This is a genomic window from Alteromonas aestuariivivens (genome assembly GCF_003367475.1).
In the GTDB taxonomy this organism is placed as follows: Bacteria; Pseudomonadota; Gammaproteobacteria; order Enterobacterales; family Alteromonadaceae; genus Alteromonas; species Alteromonas aestuariivivens.
This window is the reverse complement of record NZ_QRHA01000009.1, coordinates 14,228-35,629: the sequence shown is the minus strand read 5'-3', so window position 1 is coordinate 35,629 and position 21,402 is coordinate 14,228. Positions and strand designations below refer to the sequence as shown.

17 protein-coding genes and 4 tRNA genes are annotated in these 21,402 nt (G+C 52.6%); 8 read left to right on the top strand and 13 right to left on the bottom strand.

Annotated elements, in window-relative coordinates; translation table 11 throughout:
• Nucleotides 1–77 precede the first annotated feature (77 nt).
• The 5 genes from carA (at nucleotide 78) to katG (ending at nucleotide 8,075) form a co-directional block, all read left to right on the top strand.
• Entirely contained in the window at nucleotides 78–1,208 is a 1,131-nt protein-coding gene (gene carA / locus DXV75_RS12840; RefSeq protein ID WP_115593940.1) for a glutamine-hydrolyzing carbamoyl-phosphate synthase small subunit, read from the top strand.
• Nucleotides 1,209–1,221: 13 nt separating this feature from the next.
• Nucleotides 1,222–4,446 (top strand): carbamoyl-phosphate synthase large subunit, encoded by a 3,225-nt coding sequence (carB, locus tag DXV75_RS12835; protein ID WP_115593825.1) that lies wholly within the window; start codon nucleotides 1,222–1,224, stop codon nucleotides 4,444–4,446.
• A 130-nt stretch (nucleotides 4,447–4,576) separates the two neighbouring features.
• Complete coding sequence (gene greA, locus DXV75_RS12830) at nucleotides 4,577–5,053, top strand: transcription elongation factor GreA (protein ID WP_115593824.1); 477 nt, start codon at nucleotides 4,577–4,579, stop codon at nucleotides 5,051–5,053.
• Nucleotides 5,054–5,185: 132 nt separating this feature from the next.
• A complete protein-coding gene (locus tag DXV75_RS12825; RefSeq protein WP_115593823.1) occupies nucleotides 5,186–5,731 on the top strand; it encodes an NUDIX domain-containing protein in 546 nt (181 codons plus the stop codon).
• Nucleotides 5,732–5,894: 163 nt separating this feature from the next.
• Nucleotides 5,895–8,075: a catalase/peroxidase HPI gene (gene katG, locus DXV75_RS12820; RefSeq protein WP_115593822.1), complete on the top strand. Its 2,181-nt coding sequence runs from the start codon at nucleotides 5,895–5,897 to the stop codon at nucleotides 8,073–8,075.
• A gap of 65 nt (nucleotides 8,076–8,140) precedes the next feature.
• On the opposite strand, the gene DXV75_RS12815 is transcribed toward katG, so the two are convergent.
• From DXV75_RS12815 to miaB, 7 genes are all read right to left on the bottom strand, one after another.
• The gene (locus DXV75_RS12815) at nucleotides 8,141–8,584 is read right to left on the bottom strand and encodes an Hsp20 family protein (protein ID WP_115593821.1); all 444 of its coding nucleotides are present in this window, start codon (nucleotides 8,582–8,584) and stop codon (nucleotides 8,141–8,143) included.
• A 141-nt stretch (nucleotides 8,585–8,725) separates the two neighbouring features.
• Nucleotides 8,726–10,000, bottom strand: coding sequence for a Xaa-Pro dipeptidase (locus DXV75_RS12810; RefSeq protein ID WP_115593820.1), 1,275 nt, complete (start codon nucleotides 9,998–10,000; stop codon nucleotides 8,726–8,728).
• A 136-nt stretch (nucleotides 10,001–10,136) separates the two neighbouring features.
• Nucleotides 10,137–11,669 (bottom strand): apolipoprotein N-acyltransferase, encoded by a 1,533-nt coding sequence (lnt, locus tag DXV75_RS12805; RefSeq protein WP_342767313.1) that lies wholly within the window; start codon nucleotides 11,667–11,669, stop codon nucleotides 10,137–10,139.
• A gap of 6 nt (nucleotides 11,670–11,675) precedes the next feature.
• On the bottom strand, nucleotides 11,676–12,533 hold the full coding sequence (corC, locus tag DXV75_RS12800; RefSeq protein ID WP_115593939.1) for a CNNM family magnesium/cobalt transport protein CorC: 858 nt from the start codon (nucleotides 12,531–12,533) through the stop codon (nucleotides 11,676–11,678).
• Nucleotides 12,534–12,566: 33 nt separating this feature from the next.
• A complete protein-coding gene (ybeY, locus tag DXV75_RS12795; protein WP_115593818.1) occupies nucleotides 12,567–13,052 on the bottom strand; it encodes an rRNA maturation RNase YbeY in 486 nt (161 codons plus the stop codon).
• The gene (locus DXV75_RS12790) at nucleotides 13,049–14,110 is read right to left on the bottom strand and encodes a PhoH family protein (protein WP_115593817.1); all 1,062 of its coding nucleotides are present in this window, start codon (nucleotides 14,108–14,110) and stop codon (nucleotides 13,049–13,051) included. The genes ybeY and DXV75_RS12790 overlap by 4 nt, the downstream gene beginning before the upstream one ends.
• A gap of 30 nt (nucleotides 14,111–14,140) precedes the next feature.
• Nucleotides 14,141–15,577 (bottom strand): tRNA (N6-isopentenyl adenosine(37)-C2)-methylthiotransferase MiaB, encoded by a 1,437-nt coding sequence (gene miaB / locus DXV75_RS12785; RefSeq protein WP_115593816.1) that lies wholly within the window; start codon nucleotides 15,575–15,577, stop codon nucleotides 14,141–14,143.
• Between the two features lie 369 nt (nucleotides 15,578–15,946).
• Here miaB and DXV75_RS12775 point away from each other — a divergent pair, with 369 nt between their 5' ends.
• The 3 genes from DXV75_RS12775 to DXV75_RS12765 all read left to right on the top strand — a co-directional run bounded on the left by DXV75_RS12775 (nucleotide 15,947) and on the right by DXV75_RS12765 (nucleotide 17,985).
• On the top strand, nucleotides 15,947–17,125 hold the full coding sequence (locus tag DXV75_RS12775) for an FAD-dependent oxidoreductase (RefSeq protein WP_115593814.1): 1,179 nt from the start codon (nucleotides 15,947–15,949) through the stop codon (nucleotides 17,123–17,125).
• Entirely contained in the window at nucleotides 17,113–17,292 is a 180-nt protein-coding gene (locus DXV75_RS12770) for a hypothetical protein (protein WP_115593813.1), read from the top strand. Before DXV75_RS12775 ends, DXV75_RS12770 begins: the two co-directional genes overlap by 13 nt.
• 135 nt (nucleotides 17,293–17,427) lie before the next feature.
• On the top strand, nucleotides 17,428–17,985 hold the full coding sequence (locus DXV75_RS12765; RefSeq protein WP_115593812.1) for a carboxymuconolactone decarboxylase family protein: 558 nt from the start codon (nucleotides 17,428–17,430) through the stop codon (nucleotides 17,983–17,985).
• A gap of 44 nt (nucleotides 17,986–18,029) precedes the next feature.
• Here the strand turns inward: DXV75_RS12765 and DXV75_RS12760 are convergent, their stop codons facing one another.
• The 6 genes from DXV75_RS12760 to ychF all read right to left on the bottom strand — a co-directional run bounded on the left by DXV75_RS12760 (nucleotide 18,030) and on the right by ychF (nucleotide 21,386).
• The gene (locus tag DXV75_RS12760; protein ID WP_115593811.1) at nucleotides 18,030–19,433 is read right to left on the bottom strand and encodes an alanine/glycine:cation symporter family protein; all 1,404 of its coding nucleotides are present in this window, start codon (nucleotides 19,431–19,433) and stop codon (nucleotides 18,030–18,032) included.
• A 154-nt stretch (nucleotides 19,434–19,587) separates the two neighbouring features.
• Nucleotides 19,588–19,663 (bottom strand) — tRNA-Gln (locus tag DXV75_RS12755).
• A 39-nt stretch (nucleotides 19,664–19,702) separates the two neighbouring features.
• Nucleotides 19,703–19,778 (bottom strand) — tRNA-Gln (locus DXV75_RS12750).
• Nucleotides 19,779–19,782: 4 nt separating this feature from the next.
• Nucleotides 19,783–19,867, bottom strand: a tRNA-Leu gene (locus tag DXV75_RS12745).
• Between the two features lie 41 nt (nucleotides 19,868–19,908).
• A tRNA-Met gene (locus tag DXV75_RS12740) sits at nucleotides 19,909–19,985 on the bottom strand.
• Nucleotides 19,986–20,294: 309 nt separating this feature from the next.
• Entirely contained in the window at nucleotides 20,295–21,386 is a 1,092-nt protein-coding gene (gene ychF / locus DXV75_RS12735; RefSeq protein WP_115593810.1) for a redox-regulated ATPase YchF, read from the bottom strand.
• Between the last annotated feature and the right edge of the window lie 16 nt (nucleotides 21,387–21,402).

Genomic DNA, 21,402 nt, shown 5'->3' with positions numbered 1-21,402 from the left:
CATTACCTCCCGTTTTTTGTGGGGTTTTAACAGGCATTCTGTTGAAGCACTCGGTTACCCTTAGTCTGGAGGTTGACTTGGCTAATTCTGCCCTTTTGGTGTTAGAGGACGGTTCTGTTTTTAAAGGCACTGCGATTGGTGCTCAAGGTATTTCGGTTGGGGAAGTTGTTTTTAATACTTCTATGACTGGCTACCAGGAAATCCTCACTGACCCATCTTACGCTGAACAAATCATCACTTTAACTTATCCCCATATCGGTAATACCGGTACGAATGAAGAAGACGTTGAATCGGATACAATCTGGTCCAAAGGTCTCGTCATCAGAGATTTGCCCCTGGTGGCAAGTAACTTCCGAAATCAGCAATCACTGTCTGATTACCTGAAAGCCAAGAACGTAGTCGGCATTGCTGACATTGATACCCGTCGTCTGACCCGCATTTTGCGTGACAAAGGCGCTCAGAACGGCTGCATTATCTGTACCGATGATCTGAATGAAACCCTGGCGCTGGAAAAAGCCCGCGAGTTTCCTGGCCTGAAAGGCATGGATCTGGCTAAAGTAGTGTGTACCAAGGAAGTGCAGAGTTGGGATGCCAGCGTGTGGGCGCTGGGCGAAGGCTATCAGGCTGCCGGTGAAAGCAAATACCATGTGGTGGCTTACGATTTTGGTGTTAAGCACAACATTCTGCGTATGCTGGTGGAGCGTGGCTGCAAGATTACCCTGGTACCGGCACAAACGCCTGCTGAGGAAGTTCTGGCAATGAACCCTGACGGGGTGTTCCTGTCCAACGGCCCGGGCGACCCGGAGCCTTGTGACTATGCCATTGAAGCGATCAAAACCATCGTTGAAACCAACATTCCGGTGTTCGGAATTTGTCTGGGTCACCAGTTGCTGGCCCTGGCCAGTGGTGCGAAAACAGTAAAAATGAAATTTGGTCATCACGGGGCCAACCACCCGGTAAAAGACCTGAAAAAAGGCGTGGTGATGATCACCAGCCAGAACCACGGTTTTGCCGTGGACGAAACCAGCTTGCCGGACAATCTGGAAGTGACGCACATTTCCCTGTTCGACAAATCCCTGCAGGGCATTCATCGCACGGACAAACCTGCATTCAGTTTCCAGGGTCACCCTGAGGCAAGTCCGGGACCGCACGAGGCGGCCGCACTTTTTGATCATTTTATCGAACTTATCGAACAGTCAAAGCAGTAGGAATTCGCCCGCTATGCCAAAACGTACCGACCTAAAAAGTATTCTTATCCTGGGTGCTGGCCCCATCGTCATCGGCCAGGCCTGTGAATTTGACTATTCCGGGGCACAGGCGTGTAAAGCGCTGCGTGAAGAGGGTTACCGGGTTATTCTGGTGAACTCCAACCCCGCTACCATCATGACCGACCCGGAAATGGCCGATGCCACCTACATCGAACCCATTCACTGGGAAGTGGTGCGCAAAATCATTGAAAAGGAACGCCCGGACGCCATTCTGCCTACCATGGGTGGCCAGACAGCTCTGAACTGTGCGCTGGATCTGAACCGTGAAGGGGTGCTGGAAGAATTCAATGTTGAGCTTATCGGCGCCACTGCTGACGCCATCGACAAGGCGGAAGACCGTGAGCGTTTCGACAAGGCGATGAAATCCATTGGTCTGGAATGCCCCCGTGCTGAAATCGCTCACAGCATGGAACAGGCCCATGATGTGCTCAGCCGCATCGGCTTCCCCTGCATTATCCGTCCGTCCTTTACCATGGGCGGCTCCGGCGGCGGAATTGCTTACAACATTGATGAATTTAATGAAATCTGCCATCGCGGTCTGGACTTGTCGCCCACCAATGAACTGCTCATCGACGAATCCCTGATTGGTTGGAAAGAGTACGAAATGGAAGTGGTGCGCGATAAGGCGGACAACTGCATTATCGTGTGTACCATTGAAAACTTCGACCCCATGGGTGTGCATACCGGGGACTCCATCACTGTCGCGCCAGCCCAGACTCTGACCGACAAGGAATTCCAGATAATGCGTAATGCGGCTATGGCTGTGCTGCGTGAAATCGGCGTGGAGACCGGCGGCTCCAACGTTCAGTTTGGTGTCGACCCAAATACCGGCCGTATGGTCATCATTGAAATGAACCCACGGGTATCCCGTTCTTCAGCGCTGGCCTCAAAGGCAACCGGTTTCCCGATTGCCAAAGTGGCGGCCAAACTGGCGGTGGGTTACACCCTGGATGAACTGGCGAACGACATTACCGGTGGCCTGACCCCGGCATCGTTTGAGCCGTCCATCGATTATGTGGTGACCAAAATTCCGCGTTTTAACTTCGAGAAATTTGCCGGAGCCAACGACCGCCTGACCACTCAGATGAAGTCGGTGGGTGAGGTAATGGCGATTGGCCGTAACCAGCAGGAATCCTTACAAAAAGCCCTGCGTGGGCTGGAAGTTGGGGCCAATGGCCTGAACCCGATTGTGAGCGCTGATGATCCGGATGCCCGCAAGAAAATTGTGCGCGAACTGCGTGAACCGGGTGCCGAACGTATCTGGTACATTGCTGATGCGTTCCGTTTCGGAATGAGTGTTGATGAGGTGTTCAACCTGACCAACGTTGACCGTTGGTATCTGGTGCAACTGCAGGAACTGGTTAATCTGGAAAGCGAAGTTGCCGAAAAAGGTCTCAACGGCATCGACGCGGACTTTTTGCGCAAGCTGAAGCGCAAAGGCTTCTCTGACGAGCGCCTGGCTGAACTGACCAACGTGGCTGAAAGCGACATCCGCGATGTGCGCCGAGGTTTCGATATCCATCCGGTGTATAAGCGGGTAGATACCTGTGCGGCGGAATTCTCCACCAGCACGGCGTATATGTACTCCACGTACGACGAGGAGTGTGAAGCCAACCCGTCCGATAAAGACAAGATCATGGTACTGGGCGGTGGCCCGAACCGTATCGGTCAGGGCATTGAGTTTGATTACTGCTGTGTTCACGCGGCATTGTCAATGCGAGAAGACGGTTACGAAACCATTATGGTTAACTGTAACCCGGAAACCGTTTCCACCGATTATGATACTTCCGACCGCCTTTACTTCGAACCGGTTACACTGGAAGACGTACTGGAAATCGTCGCTAAAGAAAAGCCTAAGGGTGTAATAGTGCAGTACGGCGGCCAGACTCCGCTGAAACTGGCCCGTGCGCTGGAAGCCAATGGGGTACCGATTATTGGTACTTCACCGGATGCCATTGACCGTGCCGAAGACCGTGAGCGCTTTCAGCAGATGGTCAACAAGCTGGGCCTTAAGCAACCGGCCAACGCCACCGTTACCAACCTGGAACAGGCTCTGGCCAAAGCCGCGGAAATCGGTTTTCCGCTGGTGGTTCGCCCGTCTTACGTACTGGGCGGCCGGGCGATGGAAATCGTCTACGACCTCAACGATCTCAAGCGCTACCTGAACGAAGCGGTTAAGGTTTCCAACGAAGCGCCGGTACTGCTGGACCGCTTCCTGGATGATGCCATTGAAGTGGACATTGATACCATCTGTGACGGTACCGATGTGGTGATTGGCGGTATTATGGAACACATTGAGCAAGCCGGTGTGCACTCTGGTGATTCTGCCTGTTCACTGCCACCTCATTCACTGTCCAAGGAAATCCAGGACACCATGCGTGAGCAGGTTCGTGCCATGGCACTGGAACTGGGGGTTATCGGCCTGATGAATACCCAGTTTGCGATTAAGGACGGTGAGGTGTACCTGATTGAGGTGAACCCTCGCGCTGCCCGTACCGTGCCGTTTGTGTCCAAGGCGACCGGCGTGCCTTTGGCGAAAATTGCTGCCCGTGTTATGGCGGGTGTCAGTCTGAAAGAACAGGGTGTGACCGAAGAGGTGATCCCGCCGTTCTACTCGGTGAAGGAAGTGGTTCTGCCGTTTGCCAAGTTCCAGGGCGTTGATCCGCTGCTGGGGCCGGAAATGCGCTCAACCGGTGAGGTTATGGGTGTGGGTGATACCTTTGAAGAAGCCTATGCCAAAGCCAACCTGGGTGCTGGTGCGCCGCTGCCCAAGTCGGGTAAAGCGTTGCTGTCGGTGCGTCAGAATGACAAGGCTAAAATCATTGAGCTGGCCAAGCTGCTGGTTGAAAATGGTTTTACCATTGAGTCAACCCGCGGCACGGCGACGACCTTGTACGACGCCGGTATTATGAGTTCCGTGGTCAATAAACTGTCTGAAGGCCGTCCTAACATTGTGGATGCCATCAAAAACGGTGAGTATGACTACATCATCAATACTACCGAAGGGCGTCAGGCGATTACCGATTCAGTCTACATCCGTCGCGAAGCGTTGTTGAATAAGGTTACCTATACCACCACCATGAACGCTGCGTTTGCAACCGTGCGCGCAAAATCTGCGGACGACCGCAATAAAGTTGCCTCGGTTCAGGAGTTGCACGCCCGTATCAATCAGGGATGACAAGGCACCGCTAAAGCGGTATCCTGTTTTGACAGTTAAGTGTAGTGCGCCGTTCAGGCGCACTTTTTTTAGCTTATTTTCAATTGTTGAAACCAGGATCAACAGACCCTAAGTAAGTGAGAATAATTCCATGAGTCAGTACCCAATGACCGCTCGTGGCGCGGAGCTATTGCGCAAAGAGTTGAATGAGCTGAAGTCGGTGACCCGCCCCAGGATCATTGAAGCCATCGCTGAAGCACGCGAACACGGTGATTTGAAAGAAAATGCCGAATATCACGCTGCCCGGGAGCAGCAAAGCTTTTGTGAAGGCCGGATCCAGGATATTGAAGGCAAGTTGTCTAATGCCCAGATCATTGATGTAACCAAAATGGAAAACAATGGCAAAGTGATTTTTGGTGCCACAGTAACCATTCTGAACCTCGACACTGAGAAAGAAATCACGTATCGCATCGTGGGCGACGACGAAGCCGACATCAAAAGCAATCTGATTTCGGTTAATTCCCCCATAGCCCGCGGGTTGATTGGTAAGGAACTGGACGACGTTGTAAACATTCAGACCCCTTCCGGAACCGTCGAATTTGAAATCATTGAGGTGGAATACCTCTGATTGCCGTACGGGTGCGTCTCATGCACCCGTTTTGCGTTTTAGGCTCGCGGTAACTGCCGTTCGTGAACCCCGGGGCAAACTCGAAATTCTGAAGCGTTTCTCAAGACCGATTGTAAACAGGGAGAGTCAACCGTGTCATCATCAGAAATTAAAACCACTCATTCAAAAGTTGTCTACCAGAACCGATGGCTGACGCTGCGCGAAGACGGAATTGAGCGTGACAGCGGTGCAACCGGTATTTATACCGTGGTGGACAAACCGGATTTTGTTGTGGTGATCCCGCTGGATGGAGAAACGGTGTATCTGGTGGAACAGTTTCGTTACCCGGTGGGGGAGCGGCAGATGGAGTTTCCCCAGGGTGCCTGGGAAGACAATCCTGATGCCGACCCGCTGGAACTGGCCAAAGGTGAATTGCAGGAAGAAACCGGATTTCTGGCCAGTGAATGGCACTATGTCGGGTTCCAGTATCTGGCCTATGGCTTTTGCAAGCAGGGCTACCATATCTACGTCGCCAAGGGCCTGACCATGACCCAAACCAGCCTTGAACCGGAGGAGGAAGGCCTGGTCACCAAATCCATGCCGCTTGCAGATTTTGAGAACCTGATCTTAAGTGGTGACATCAAGGACGCCACAACCTGCAATGCCTTTGGTCTGGCGCGGCTGAAAAAGCTTATCTGACAGCCCTCACACCGAATGCCACAGACCGTGAAAGCCAGCGCGAAGCAGTCTGGCTAATACTTCCCTCAGATTACCGATCGTCAAACCCGGGCCTTCGCTTCTTCAGCCCTGCAATATCTGAACTATAGTTATTTCAGGTTTTGTACGTTAACGGAGGCATACCATGTCGGAAAGCAAGTGCCCGTTTCACGCCACCCCTGGGGGTGGCACTCAGAATAAAGACTGGTGGCCTAACCGGTTGCGTCTGGACTTACTTAATCAGTTTTCGGAAAAGTCCAATCCGATGGGTAAGAACTTCAATTACAAAGATGCGTTCAATAGCCTGGACCTGGCAGCGGTAAAACTTGACCTGCACACCCTGATGACAGACTCGAAAGCATGGTGGCCAGCCGATTTTGGTCATTACGGGCCACTGTTTATTCGTATGGCCTGGCACAGCGCAGGCACCTATCGGGTAGGTGATGGCCGGGGTGGTGCTGGCTCCGGTCAGCAGCGTTTCGCTCCTCTCAACAGCTGGCCAGATAACGTTAACCTGGATAAGGCCCGGCGCCTGCTATGGCCAGTAAAACAGAAATACGGTGAGAAAATTTCCTGGGCAGACTTAATGATTTTGGCCGGCAATGTGGCGCTGGAATCCATGGGGTTCGAAACCTTTGGGTTTGCAGGTGGCCGCGAAGATGTGTGGGAGCCAGAAGACGATGTCTATTGGGGCGCGGAAACTGAATGGCTGGCCGGTGATAAACGTTACAGTGGTAAACGTTCATTGGAAAATCCTCTGGCGGCGGTTCAAATGGGTCTGATTTATGTTAATCCCGAAGGGCCGGATGGAAAGCCGGACCCGGTTGCGGCAGCAGAGGACATTCGCGAAACCTTTGCCCGAATGGCAATGAACGATGAGGAAACTGTGGCTTTAATTGCGGGCGGCCATACTTTTGGTAAAACCCACGGTGCTGCAAAGGATGAGCACTTAGGGCCAGACCCGGAAGCCGCCGGCCTGGCTCAGCAGGGGCTGGGGTGGCTCAATCGTTTCGGTACAGGCAAAGCGGGCGATGCCATCACCAGCGGTCTGGAAGTAACCTGGACACAAACTCCAACCCAGTGGAGTCATTACTTTTTTCAGAATTTGTTTGGTTATGAGTGGGAGTTGAGCCAAAGTCCGGCCGGAGCTTACCAGTGGCAACCAAAAAATGGCGCCGGGCAAGGCGAAATCCCCGATGCCCATGACGACAGCAAGCGGCGTGTACCCACCATGCTTACGACTGACCTGTCACTGCGTTTTGATCCTGAATATGAAAAAATCTCCCGTCGGTTTTTGAATAATCCGGACGAGTTTTCCAGTGCCTTCGCCCGGGCCTGGTTCAAACTGACCCATCGCGACATGGGCCCGGTAGCCCGCTATTTAGGGCCTGAAGTCCCTAAAGAGGAGCTGATTTGGCAGGATCCCATACCACAGGTGAATCATGAATTGATCAGCGATGCAGACATTATCCAGCTAAAAAGCCAGATCCTTGATACAGGCCTGACCGTCGGGGAACTGGTGTCGGTAGCCTGGGCTTCCGCTTCCACATTCCGTGGTTCAGACAAACGAGGGGGGGCCAACGGCGCAAGAGTTCGGCTGGAACCGCAAAGAAGCTGGCCGGTAAACAACCCGCCGCAGTTGCAGAAAGTCCTCACAATTATGGAAGGAATAAAAGCGGACTTTGATGCCCGTCAAAGTGGCGATAAACAGGTTTCGATGGCAGATTTGATTGTTCTTGGTGGCTGCGCGGCGGTTGAAAAGGCGGCCAAAGCGGCAGGGTATAAGGGAGATGTACCCTTTTCACCGGGCCGGATGGATGCCAGTGCCGAACAGACCGATGTGGACTCGTTTGCGCCACTGGAGCCAATGGCCGATGGCTTCCGTAATTACATTGCAGACGGAGTGGAGTTGCCACCCGAAGCCATGTTGGTTGACCGGGCTCAGTTGTTGACTTTGACTGCACCAGAGTTGACGGTATTGCTCGGCGGAATGCGGGTACTGCAAACCAATTTTGATGGTTCGGACCATGGGGTTTATACCAGCCGGCCCGGGGTGTTGAGCAATGACTTCTTTGTCAATCAGCTCGATATGGGCGTGGAGTGGCAGCCAACTTCAGACAAAGAAATAATCTTTGAGGGTTTCGAGCGAGGCACAGCCAGCGTTAAGTGGACTGGTACCAGGGTGGACCTTTTGTTTGGTTCCAATTCCATTTTACGGTCGCTTGCAGAAGTGTATGCCAGTGATTCGGCAGAGAAAAAATTTGTTGAGGACTTCGTGTCTGCCTGGCACAAGGTAATGAACCTGGATCGTTTCGATCTGGATTAAGTTTTATCGCAAATCGGCGCCCTTTCAGGCGCCGAATCTGTCCAGGGAAAGGGGGAGTCCGGGAGTTACTGGTTTTCGAACAGTTTGCTGCCAATTTCGATTTTACGCGGCTTCTTCGCTTCTGGAATTACCCGCTCCAAATCAATGTGTAATAGGCCGTTTTCCAGGTCAGCTGCAAGAACTTTTACGTGGTCGCCAAGCTGAAATTTACGTTCGAAGTTACGTTCGGAAATCCCTTTATGCAGGAATTTTCGATCAGCGTTGTCGTTATCCGTTTGTTTATTGCCACTGATGGTCAGCGTGTTATCCGCCACTTCGATGGATACATCGTCTTTGCCAAACCCGGCAATTGCCATGGTAATGCGATACTTGTCATCTGCCAGCAACTCAATGTTGTAGGGCGGGTATCCACTTTGTTTTTCGGCACGGGTGGCGGCATCGATCAAAGAAGCCAGGTGATCAGAACCAATAAAGGAACGGTAAAGGGGAGAAAGGTCAATAGAACGCATGGTCATATCCTCACTAAAGCAATATGTTAATTTGTGTTGCCCCGATATTCGGCGGCGGTGGTTACCGGCCTTTTACTAAAGCGCCGGTAACCATTAAGTAGGGGCCGGAAAAATCTTTTCAAGCCCGGTTTGAAAAAAATGTTACATTGCCAGCGATTTTACAATTTGACCGTCTTTCATTACCAGGCCTACGTTTTCCATCAATGACATATCATCCATTGGGTTACCTGGTACTGCTATAATGTCGGCCAGTTTGCCCGGTGCAATGCTACCCAGCGATTCCTGTTGCTTGAGCAGGGTGGCCGGGTTGATGGTAGCGGCCTGAATGGCCTGCATTGGCGTCATACCAAATTTCACCATACGGGCAAATTGCTTGGGGTTGTCACCGTGAGGGTATACACCGGCATCGGACCCGAACACCATGTTCACGCCAGCTTCAACCGCCTTTTTAAAGTTTTCACGCTGGCGCTGACCAACAATGCGTTCCTTGGCCAGGCTCTCTTCCAGAATCCCTGCTTTAGCACCTTCGTTCAGAATGAATTCTGTGACGTAAATGTCCATTGAAAAATAGGTGCCGTGTTTGACCGCCAGTTCAATGGCCTCGTCATCCAGCAGGCTTACATGCTCGACTGAATCAACACCGGCACGTATGGCATCTTTGATACCAGATGTTCCGTGCGCGTGAGTGGCTACGGTCAGGCCCCGCAAGTGAGCTTCCTCAATCAGTGCCTGCATTTCTTCGAAAGAATATTGCTGGGCGCCCACCTTGGTACCTTTTGACAACACACCACCGGTAGCACAGAACTTGATCACAGTGGCACCGTACTTGATATTTCGGCGCACTGCCTTGCGCACTTCCCAGGGGCCGTCAGCAACACCTTCGCTGTAAGCATCGTATTCATACGGCAGCAGGTTATTGTCACAATGGCCGCCGCTTACGCCAAGAGCGGGCCCTGCCACAAACATACGGGGCCCCACGATATCGCCGTCATTGATGGCGTCCCGCAACGCTACATCGGCAAATCCGGGAGCACCGACATTGCGTACTGTTGTGAAACCGGCCATGACGGTTTTTTCCGCCTGGGCTACACCGGTGATGGCTGCGCGTGGCAGGGAAACAGCCAGGGCTTTGTATCCGTGATCACTGGCGTCACTGGTCAGGTGAACGTGCATGTCCATCAGGCCAGGCATCAGGGTGTAATCGCCCAGGGCGATCACGGTGGCACCTTCGGGAATACTGATGGAACGCTCAGTACCAACAGCTTTAATAACGTTGTTTTCAACGATAATGGCTGCTTTTTCGATGATTTTTCCCTTGTCTACATCAACCATTCTGTCGGCGGTTAATACCGTTGTACTGGCCATGGCCTGGGTTAAGGCCCCACATAGGAGCAGGGCAACGAGTTTTTTCATCATGATTCCTCAGCTTTTTATGTTTGTTTTACGGAAAGACACAGGGCGGTAATGTATCAATCTGCATTTGTACCTGTACAGACATATTGCGGCAAACGGGCCGATGGGTAAGATTGAGTGTTGTGGTTGTAGTGTCTCGCTATTCAGCTTGGGTGGCTTTTCCACTTTTGCTGAGCGGGTTGTGCTCAAGCAGCATAGCACACAGAAACAGGCTGAGTGTCAGTAGGAGTGTGGCAAGCATGCCCCAGTTTCTGAAAGGAGTATGGCCCAGGGTGGATGTGAGCGGAGCACTCAGTGTTGCAGCCTCAAACTGGGGCAGGCGGGCAATAATATCTCCCCGCGCGTCAATAAAGGCACTGATACCGTTGTTGGTTGCCCGAATGACAGGTTTACCCAATTCCTTGGCCCGCATGCGGGCAATCTGCAGATGTTGCGCCGGTCCGTGGGAGTGACCAAACCAGGCATCGTTGCTGACGGTTATGATCATGTCAGTATCGTCATGCACGTTGGCCGCCAGCTGGCCCGGAAAAGCAATTTCAAAGCAAATGGCCGGAGCCAGCCGAATGCCGTTCGCCAGCAGGTTTGTTTGCTGGAAGTCGCCGCGGGAAAAGGATGACATTGGCAGATCAAAGAGCGGCGCCAGCGGCCTCAGCCAGTCCTCAAATGGCACAAATTCGCCAATGGGCAGCAAATGATGTTTGGCGTATCGGTTGTTGTGAAAGTAATGGTAACCAGGGTGGGGGTTATCGGGGCTTTGTTTGCCGAGCACCAGCAGATTGTTCCATACTTCACGGCTTTCCATGTTGTAATTGACAATTCCGCTGATGAGGGCGCTGTTGTGTTCAACGGCTTCCTGGTCCAGTGATCGCAGAAATTCCTGCGCCAGTGGTTCAACCCTGGGGATAGCTGCTTCAGGCCACACGATCAAATCGGAAGACCACAGTGGTTGGGTCAGCCTGCGGTATTTCTCCATCGTCGGGCCATCCTGCTCCGGGACCCAGCGCAGTGACTGTGCAATGTTGCCTTGTACCATGGCGACTTCATGCGTATCGGCAGCCTGCGTCCAGTTGCGCTGGTTTGCCACCCAGCCGCTGCTGAAGCAGATTGTGAACAGGGCTGCGACAGCTACCGGCTTTTGTCTCAATGGCCAGCAGGCCAACGCGGCCGACAACGCTATAATCAGCGCGGTTATGCCGCTTTCTCCGATTAGTGGTGCCCAGCCGCCCAGCGGGCTATCAATTTGGCTGTAACCCAGCGAAAGCCAGGGGAATCCGCTGAGCATCCAGCTTCTTAGCCATTCCGTTACAAACCATAAAAATGGCAGTGCGAGAGGCCACAGGCGGGGAGGGAATGCCCGCTTAAGACAATAAAACGCAATTGCCGGGTACAAGGCCAGATAACCACACAGCAACAGCATGAGCCCAACTGACGCTATCAGCGGTAAACCACCAAAGTCTGCAATACTGACATGTACCCAACTGATGCCCGCGCCAAACCAGCCTAAACCAAACAGCCATCCCAGCCGAAAGCCCTGATGCGGAATGCCCGCCAACTGTCGCAGTGCCACTGCCGTGGCCAGAAAAGTGACCGGCCAGGCATTAAACGGGGCGTAAGCGAATGTCAGGCTGACCCCGCTGAGCAGAGCCAGCAGGTAAGGTTTTAATGGGCTCAGCGTTGGTTACTCCAGCGAGGGGATGGTGACCTTGAGTTGCACCAACCGACGTTTGTCAGAGTTGGTGATCTTAAAGTGAATGTCACCGATGGTTATCTCATCGTTGGTGGCAGGCATATGCCCGAATGCCTTAAGCACAATGCCGCCAATGGTGTCGGCTTCTTCTTCACTGAAACGGGTTTCGAAGAATTCATTGAACTCGTCCACCGGCGTCAGGGCTTTGACCGAATAGGTAGATTTATTGAGAGGACGAATGTCGTCGGTGCCGTCCTCTTCAAGGTCGTATTCGTCCTCGATTTCACCCACAATCAGTTCGAGGATGTCTTCGATAGTAACCAGGCCTGATACGCCACCGTATTCGTCCACAACAATTGCCATGTGGTAACGTTGCTGACGAAACTCTTTGAGCAGAACGTCTACCCGTTTGCTTTCAGGTACAATGACGGCAGGGCGAAGCACTTCGCGCAGCTGGAATTCTTCCTGGGTATTAAACATGTAGCGAAGCAGATCTTTTGCCAGCAAGATCCCTTCGATGTGATCTTTGTCTTCACTGATCACCGGGAAGCGGGAATGCGCCGATTCAAGCATGACCGGCAAAAACTCTTCCACGTTCTGGTTGATGTCGATGGTGGTCATCTGGGCGCGGGGGATCATGATGTCTCTTACCCGCATTTCGTTTACCCCAATTACCCCTTCAATCATTTCACGGGTCTGGGGATCGATCACTTCGCGTAATTCCGCCTCGGTGATCACTTCAACGAGTTCTTCCTTACTTTTCGGTTCTCCGGAGAATGTCAGTTTCAGTTTGTCCAACCAACTTTTGCCCGAAGAACCGTTGGTAGAGTGGGGGTTATCGTCGCTCATAATGTCCATTTGTATTTAACTTCAATTGCAAACTTAATGCTCTTGATAAGGGTCGTCAATGTCTAATTGAGATAAAATCTGTATTTCAAGCGCTTCCATCTCCTCGGCTTCGTCCTGTTCGATGTGGTCGAAACCCAGTAAATGCAGCATTCCGTGCACCACCATATGGGCATAGTGGTGGGGTGTGGGTTTGCTCTGTTCGAGGGCTTCACGAGCGATAACCGGAGCACAGATCACAAGATCCCCCAACAGGTTCAGTTCGATGCCCGGGGGGCACTCGAACGGGAACGAAAGCACATTGGTGGGCTTGTTCCTGTCACGGTACTGATGGTTGAGTTCCTGGGACTCGGCTTCGCCGACAAAGCGGACAGTGAGTTCGCCCTCGTCAATATGCTGTGTGCTCAGAACGCAATCTGCCCAGATTTGCAGTTGTTCCGCAGAGGGAATGGCATCTGCGATAGCCTGCTCAGTTTCATTGCTGGCTTCATAGGCCAACTGCACATCCACCAGGGCTGTCACGAGGGATCGGTTTCCTGGTTGTTGCCAGCGTTACCTTGCTGTTGCTGCGCTTCGGCTTTTTTGGCCGCGCGGATTTTTTCCTGTTCCGCGTCAAAGGCCTCATACGCCTGGACAATCCGTGCTACCACAGGATGGCGAACTACGTCGTTGGCATTGAAGAAATTGAACGAAATGTCCGGTACGTCTTTGAGTACTTCAATAGTGTGGCGAAGACCTGAGCGCACCCCACGGGGTAAATCCACCTGGGTAATGTCGCCGGTGATCACCGCTTTTGAATTGAAACCAATTCGGGTCAGGAACATTTTCATTTGTTCCACGGTAGTGTTCTGGCTTTCATCCAGAATGATAAAGGCATCATTGAGGGTTCTGCCGCGCATATAAGCCAGCGGAGCTACTTCGATGACGTTGCGCTCAATCAGCTTTTCTACCTTTTCAAAACCGAGCATTTCAAACAGCGCGTCGTAAAGGGGGCGCAGATACGGGTCGACCTTTTGAGCCAGATCGCCAGGCAAAAAGCCCAGTTTTTCACCCGCTTCCACGGCCGGACGGGTAAGCAGAATCCGGCGTATTTCCTGACGTTCCAACGCATCCACCGCGCAGGCTACCGCCAGATAGGTTTTACCGGTGCCGGCAGGGCCGATACCAAAACTGATGTCGTGGTTGACAATGTTCGCGACGTACTGAGCCTGACTGGGATTGCGGGGTTTGATTACACCGCGCTTGGTGCGAATGTTAACTTCTTTGCCGTAATCGGGAGACTCGCTGCGTTCCAGGCATTTAGCTTCCTGAATGGCGAGGTGTACCTGTTCCGCCGCCAGTTCCGGGATCACTCCTTTCACCGGCTGGGTTTCAATATACAGCAGCTTGAGTAATTCGCTGGCACCGTTGGCCTGTTGTGGCTCACCCATCACTTTAAAGTGATTGTTGCGGTAAGAGATTTCTACCCCGAGACGGCGCTCAATGTGTTTGATATTGTCATCAAACGGCCCGCAAAGCGCGGATAAACGGCGATTGTCTTCGGGTTCCAGAGCGAATTCGTTACTGACCATTGTACTCAAGTTACTGTATACCTCTTGTGTTTGGGTTGATTACGGCGCTGGAACAAACTGGCCGACACCAAGTTCATCCGGCTGATTGCTACTGCGTTTGGCCATAATGGATTGGGGCGAAACTGCCACACGCAAGCCCATGTCTTTTTCACGTTGTACCACGGTTCCGCGCAGAGAGTTGGCAAACACGTCGGTAATTTCGACATCAACAAACTCACCAATCATATCTGGCGTGCCTTCAAAGTTCACAACCCGGTTATTTTCGGTGCGGCCTGACAATTCCATCACATTCTTCTTCGATGGGCCTTCCACCAGAATACGTTGCCTCGTGCCCAGCATGTTGCGGGCAATACGCAGTGCCTGTTGATTGATGCGTTGTTGCAATACATACAGGCGCTGCTTCTTGGCTTCTTCACTGACATCGTCAACGGCATCGGCCGCCGGCGTGCCGGGGCGGGCACTGTAAATAAAGCTGAAGCTGAGGTCGTAGTCTACGGCCTGGATCAAATCCATGGTTGCCTCAAAATCTTCATCGGTTTCACCGGGGAAGCCAACAATGAAGTCCGAGGACATGCTGATATTGGGGCGCACTTTACGTAGTTTGCGAATTTTGGATTTGTATTCCAGCGCGGTATGGCCACGTTTCATCAAATTCAAAATGCGATCGGAACCGCTCTGTACCGGCAGGTGCAAATGGTCAACCAACTCCGGTATATTGGCGTAGGCCTCAATAATGTCGTCGGTAAATTCCACTGGGTGCGAGGTGGTATAGCGAATGCGGTCAATGCCATCGATTGCCGCAACCAGTTCCAGCAGCTCGGCAAAGCGGCATATTGTGCCGTCGTGATGCTCACCGCGAAACGCATTCACGTTCTGGCCCAGCAGGTTAACTTCACGTACACCCTGTTCGGCCAGCTGGGCAACTTCCAGCAGCACGTCGTCTACCGGGCGGCTGACTTCTTCACCGCGGGTATAAGGCACAACACAGAAACTGCAATATTTGGAGCAGCCTTCCATGATGGAAACAAAGGCGGTAGGGCCTTCGGCACGGGGCTCGGGCAAACGATCAAATTTTTCAATTTCCGGAAAGCTGACGTCCACCACCGATTTGCTGCCGCTTTTAAGCTGATCGAGCATTTCCGGCAAGCGGTGCAGGGTTTGCGGGCCGAACACCAAATCGACAAAAGGCGCACGCTGGCGAATGTGATCGCCTTCCTGTGAGGCCACGCAGCCACCCACGCCAATGACCAGATCAGGTTTGTGCTGCTTGAGGGTTTTCCAGCGGCCCAACTGGTGAAATACTTTTTCCTGTGCCTTCTCACGAATGGAACAGGTATTCAGCAGGATCACATCGGCGTCTTCGGCTTCCTCAGCCAGGGTGAACCCATGGGTCGAATCCAGCAGGTCGGCCATTTTTTCCGAGTCGTACTCGTTCATTTGGCAACCCCAGGTTTTGATGTACAGCTTCTTTGTCATAGTAATAACAAACTAACTCAAGTTGGTACCAGCTGATTCCTGTTAATTGCGCGAAACGGCTTGCCATCGTGCATCGAATGGATGCGCTGCAAGCCGCTGCGTATGTCGGGGCAGACCGATAGGCGGGTCTCGCCGACGTCCCTCACTGGCAGATGTTCAAAATAGCCGCGTATTTTACCTTTTCTGGTGGGCTTTGCCCAGCGATTCATGGCCGAAAGCCGGCCTGAAAACGTAAATGTCGCCTTGCGCAAACTTGGTCTGGATCATGACAAGGCTGGCAAAATTGGGTCATAATGCTGCTATTGGTATCGGGCTCCGACGGCACCACCTGGCACGCCAGGAGACCGACGGCATGTCCAGGGAGACAGCATGTTTGATTTTTGTATAGTCGGCGCCGGTATGGTCGGTTCGAGTCTGGCGTTGGGATTGGTGCAGCAGGGGTACCAGGTTGCGTTGATTGAGGCTGAACCTCCCGTACCTTTCGAACCTCAACAACCGCCGGATTTGCGGGTTTCTGCTATCAGTATGGCGTCAGTGGATTTGCTCAGTGCGCTGGGCGCCTGGCCGCATATTATGGCAATGCGAACCCGTGCCTATTCCCGCTTATCTGTGTGGGAAGGGCAAAACAGCCGCGCCGATTTCTGTGCCGATGAAGTGGGAATGGCCAGGTTGGGCTATTTTGTGGAGAACCGCCTGTTGCAACTGGGTTGTCACCAGGCGCTTGCCGGTTATAAAAATCTTACCTGGTTCCGGCAGAGTCAGATACAGTACTTGAATCCACAGGTTAACCAGGGTAACCGGGTTGGGTTGAGCGATGGCGAAATCGAGGCCCGGTGGGTGATCGGGGCCGACGGCGCACGCTCAAAGGTTCGCCAACTTTCGAACATAGGCACTTCGGGCTGGCAATACGGCCAGCAGGCAATGGGCATCACGGTGGGATTCGACTCTCCGGTGGCGGACTGGACCTGGCAGCAGTTTTTGCCTTCCGGCCCTCGCGCGCTGTTGCCCATGCACGACAATTTCGCTTCACTGATATGGTACGACGCCGCGGCCCGAATTAAGGCCCTGAGTATGCTTTCAAGCGATAAACTGAAAAGTGAAATTGTCAGAGAGTTCCCGCCGCTGGAAGGGGACTTTGAGGTGCTGGGCAAAGCCGCGTTTGCGCTCACTCGCTCTCATGCCAGCCGTTATGTGGTACCCGGTACCATTCTGATCGGTGATGCAGCCCACACCATCAACCCATTAGCAGGTCAGGGCGTGAATCTCGGGTTCCGGGATGTGGAAGCCTTGCTTTCGGCCACGGCCAGTGCCCCGGATTTGCTTAGCGACGATTTTTTTGACCTGCTGAAAGAAAAATATGAGAAACCGCGCAGACGCGACAATCTGTTGATGATGAGTGCGATGGACGGTTTTTACTGGCTGTTTGGTAATGAGCACCGGCCGCTTACGTGGTTGAGGAAGGGGCTGCTCAAAATGGCACAACACGGTGGACCGGCCAAACGTAAGGTTTTGAAATACGCAATGGGGATGGATAAATGGAAGTTCTGATTTTACTCGCCGTACTGTTCGGCGCATTGTTTGTGATAGTGCCTCTGATAGAGCGGTCGAAGCTCAGGATCAGCAATCAGGACGCAGCCAAATGGGCACGATGGATATGGCCGCTGGTGATGATTGCTCTGATTATCCAATTAATTATGATGATTATGCGGGGGTAGGGCTTGTCCATGTGGGACTTGGTGACACCTACTTGTCCTGGGTGCCGCCATCATGCCAAGGGCATCAATTGGATTTGAATCTGGCTCAGGTAAACCTATCTTTAAAACCGGATATCAACCGATTTGGAAAGCCTCATGATCGATTTTACCTACCACACCAAGGAATCCGCCCCTGAAGACGCCAAACCCTTATTGCAAAAGTCACTGGATTCAATTGGGATGATCCCGAATCTGCACGCCGTTATGGCTGAGGCACCGACCCTGTTAAATGGTTATCGGCAATTACACCAACTGGCGCAGCAAACCTCATTTAATGCCGATGAACTGACAGTGGTATGGCAAACCATTAACGTTGAGCATGCCTGCCACTACTGTGTTCCCGCCCATACAGCAATTGCGAAGTCGATGAAGGTGTCTGACACACTGATCGAAGCATTGCGCAACGATATGGACGATTTAGGCGATGAAAAGCTGTCAGTGCTGAAAGCCACTACCCTGGCGATGGTGCGGGAACGGGGTAACGTTGACAAGGCCACCGTGCAGCAATTTTTCGAGGCAGGCTATGGGCGGCAACAGTTACTGGAAATTGTGTTGATACTGGCGCAAAAAGTGATGAGCAATTATGTTAATCATCTGGCTGAAACTGAAGTGGATGCGCCGTTTCAGAAATTCGTCTGGCACAAGAAGCAATGAAAAAGGGCGTCCATGGTGACGCCCTTCAGTCTGCAGAGTGCTGTTTACCAGATGCCCTTTTCGGTCGAACCCTGAATCTCACAATCGCCGCTCTGATACTCAGGCCGTTCACCGCGATCCCGCTTGGCAAAATAGTCTTTGCTGATGGCGACAATGGTTGGCGTGAGCCACACAATCGCAATGATGTTGATGACCGTCATTAATCCCAATGCCATATCGGCCATGGCCCACACAGTAGGCAAAGCTGCCATGGACCCCCAGAAGATCATGGCCAGATACCCAATGGTGTAGGCTGCCCGCCCGGGGCGATTGTCCAGTTTGAACATATGCAGGTTACTCTCACCGTAGGCGTAATTGGCCACTACTGAGGTAAACGCAAACAGGCAAATCACCGCCGCGACAAAGTCGGTTCCCCCTTCGCCCAGGTGGGCGGTCATGGCGCTTTGGGTTAAGCGAATACCTTCCATTTGGTCAGAGGAGGAGCCGCCGGCCAGCAGGATAATAAAGGCTGTTGAGGTGCAAAGTACCATGGTATCCATAAATACTCCGAGCATTTGCAGGTAGCCCTGGGTGACCGGGTGATTCGGATCCGGTGCGGCACTGGCAGCCGCGTGCGGCACACTGCCTGAACCGGCTTCGTTGGAATACAGACCGCGCTGAATGCCGTTTTTGATGGCTGCGCCCAGCGCTCCGGCTCCGGCTTCCTGCAAGCCGAAGGCGGAGGTGATGATGTCGTACAATACGCCGGGCAGGTCGGTAATGTTCATCAGGGTGATCACCAGTGCAACGGCTACGTAACCAATGCCCATAAACGGCATGACCCACTCGGCAAAGCGGGCAATGCCGCGCAGGCCGCCAACCACAATCAGCGCGGCCAGCACAATGATTACAATGCCGGTGTACTCATGGGGAAAGCCGTAGGAGTTGTTGAGGGCATCGGTAATGGTATTGGCCTGCACTGCGCTGAACACAAATCCGTAACCGAAGAACAGGCACAGGGAAAAGGCCACCGCCAGCCAGGTTTTGTTTAAACCCTGTTTGATGTAGTAGGCCGGGCCACCACGAAATTCACCGTTATCGTCCCTTACTTTGTAGACCTGGCCGAGCACACTTTCGGCAAACCCGGTTGCCATGCCTAGCATGGCGATGACCCACATCCAGAAGATGGAACCGGCACCGCCCAGGGAAATCGCAACCGCTACTCCGGCCAGGTTTCCGGTGCCGACCCGGGCCGATAAACTGGTACACAATGCCTGAAAGGAGCTGATGCCGTCTTTAGTAGCTCCGGTGCTGCCTTTGAGCAGGCCAAACATGTGAGTGAAGTGGCGGATCTGCAATCCGCCCAGACGGTAGGTAAACCAGAAGCCACAACCCAGCAGCATAAAAATGAGGACTTGTCCGTCACCCCATAAAACATTATTGACCGCCGCAACGATGTCGTTCAACACGAGTTCTTCCTTTTATTCATTGTTGTTATTGGATTTAAGTAAGTCTGCCGAGGTTTACACACTGTGTAAAGGGAAAACACCAACGGCTCAGGGGAAGGCGACAGGCAGGGCAGAAAACAAAAAAGCCGCTCGGTGAGCGGCTTCTTGTGAAGGATGGCTGGGGTAGCTGGACTCGAACCAACGAATGGCGGGATCAAAACCCGCTGCCTTACCAACTTGGCTATACCCCAAGCGATAACCCCGCAGCGTTGCGTGATTATTCAAAAAAATGGCTGGGGTAGCTGGACTCGAACCAACGAATGGCGGGATCAAAACCCGCTGCCTTACCAACTTGGCTATACCCCAATCATGGTGCGGAAGGAGAGACTTGAACTCTCACGCCGTGAAGCACTGGAACCTAAATCCAGCGTGTCTACCAATTCCACCACTTCCGCATGTTCACACATTAAAAAACCCATCTCTGGGTTGTGTGAATTGGTGGCTACGGCGGGACTCGAACCTGCGACCCCATCATTATGAGTGATGTGCTCTAACCAGCTGAGCTACGTAGCCTCCGATTGGTACTCCCTGAGGAGTGGCGCGTATTATGCGGATATGACCTTGGGTCGTCAACCCCTTTTTTGACAACTTTGTTCAACTGCCTAGATTGTGAGCTTTGTGGCTGAAAAAACCATCATGATGGTGTTTTAATGGCCGTTTGTTAGCAATTCAGCACAGTAATAGTTGGGTTTTGGGTGGGTAACAATTGGGGCAGCAAACAGCGTCGCATGGAAAATATTTAGATTTTTTATGCTTTCAATTTTTAACAGCCAAAAAAAGCCCCGGCATGTAGCCAGGGCTTGGATCCGTAACAAGTCTGGTTTAGACGTTAAAGCGGAAGTGGATCACATCGCCGTCTTTGACAATGTAGTCTTTCCCTTCCAGGCGCCACTTACCGGCATCCTTGGCACCCTGTTCGCCATTAAACTCAACAAAGTGGTCGAAGCCGATGACTTCGGCGCGGATAAAGCCTTTTTCGAAATCAGTGTGAATTTTACCGGCCGCCTGTGGTGCAGTAGAGCCTTCCGGATAAGTCCAGGCGCGCACTTCTTTAACGCCCGCGGTGAAATAGGTTTGCAGGGTCAGCAGGTTGTAACCGGCACGGATCACCCGGTTCAGGCCGGGCTCTTCCAGCCCCATGTCCTGCATGAACTCTTCTTTTTCCTCGTCGTCCAGTTCCGCAATTTCTGATTCGATGGCAGCACATACGGCTACAACAACCGCGTTTTCACCCGCAGCAATGGCTTTTACCTGGTCGAGGTACGGGTTGTTTTCAAAGCCGTCTTCGTTCACGTTGGCAATGTACATGGTGGGCTTAAGGGTAAGCATGTTCATGTAGCTGATGGCCGCCAGTTCTTCTTTGCTCAGTTCCAACGAGCGCAGCAGATTGCCTTCGTCCAGGTGGGGTTTGATTTTTTCCAGTACCTTGAGTTCGAATTTGGCATCGGCGTCACCGCCTTTGGCGCGCTTGGCCACGCGTAACAGAGCTTTCTCGGTGGTTTCCAAATCAGCCAGCGCCAGCTCGGTGTTAATGACGTCAATGTCGTCCTGCGGGCTGACTTTACCGGCTACGTGAACAATGTTGTCGTTTTCAAAACAGCGCACGACGTGGCCGATGGCATCGGTTTCACGGATGTTGGCCAGGAACTTGTTGCCCAGGCCTTCACCTTTGGAAGCCCCTTCCACCAAACCGGCAATATCCACAAATTCCATTGTAGTAGGCACAACCCGCTGAGGGTTAACAATCTGAGCCAGCTTGTCCAAACGGGGATCCGGCACCGGAACCACACCGGTGTTCGGCTCGATAGTACAGAACGGGAAGTTGGCCGCTTCAATACCGGCTTTGGTCAGTGCGTTAAATAGGGTGGACTTGCCTACATTGGGCAGCCCCACAATGCCACATTTAAAACCCATGATGACGGGATCCTTT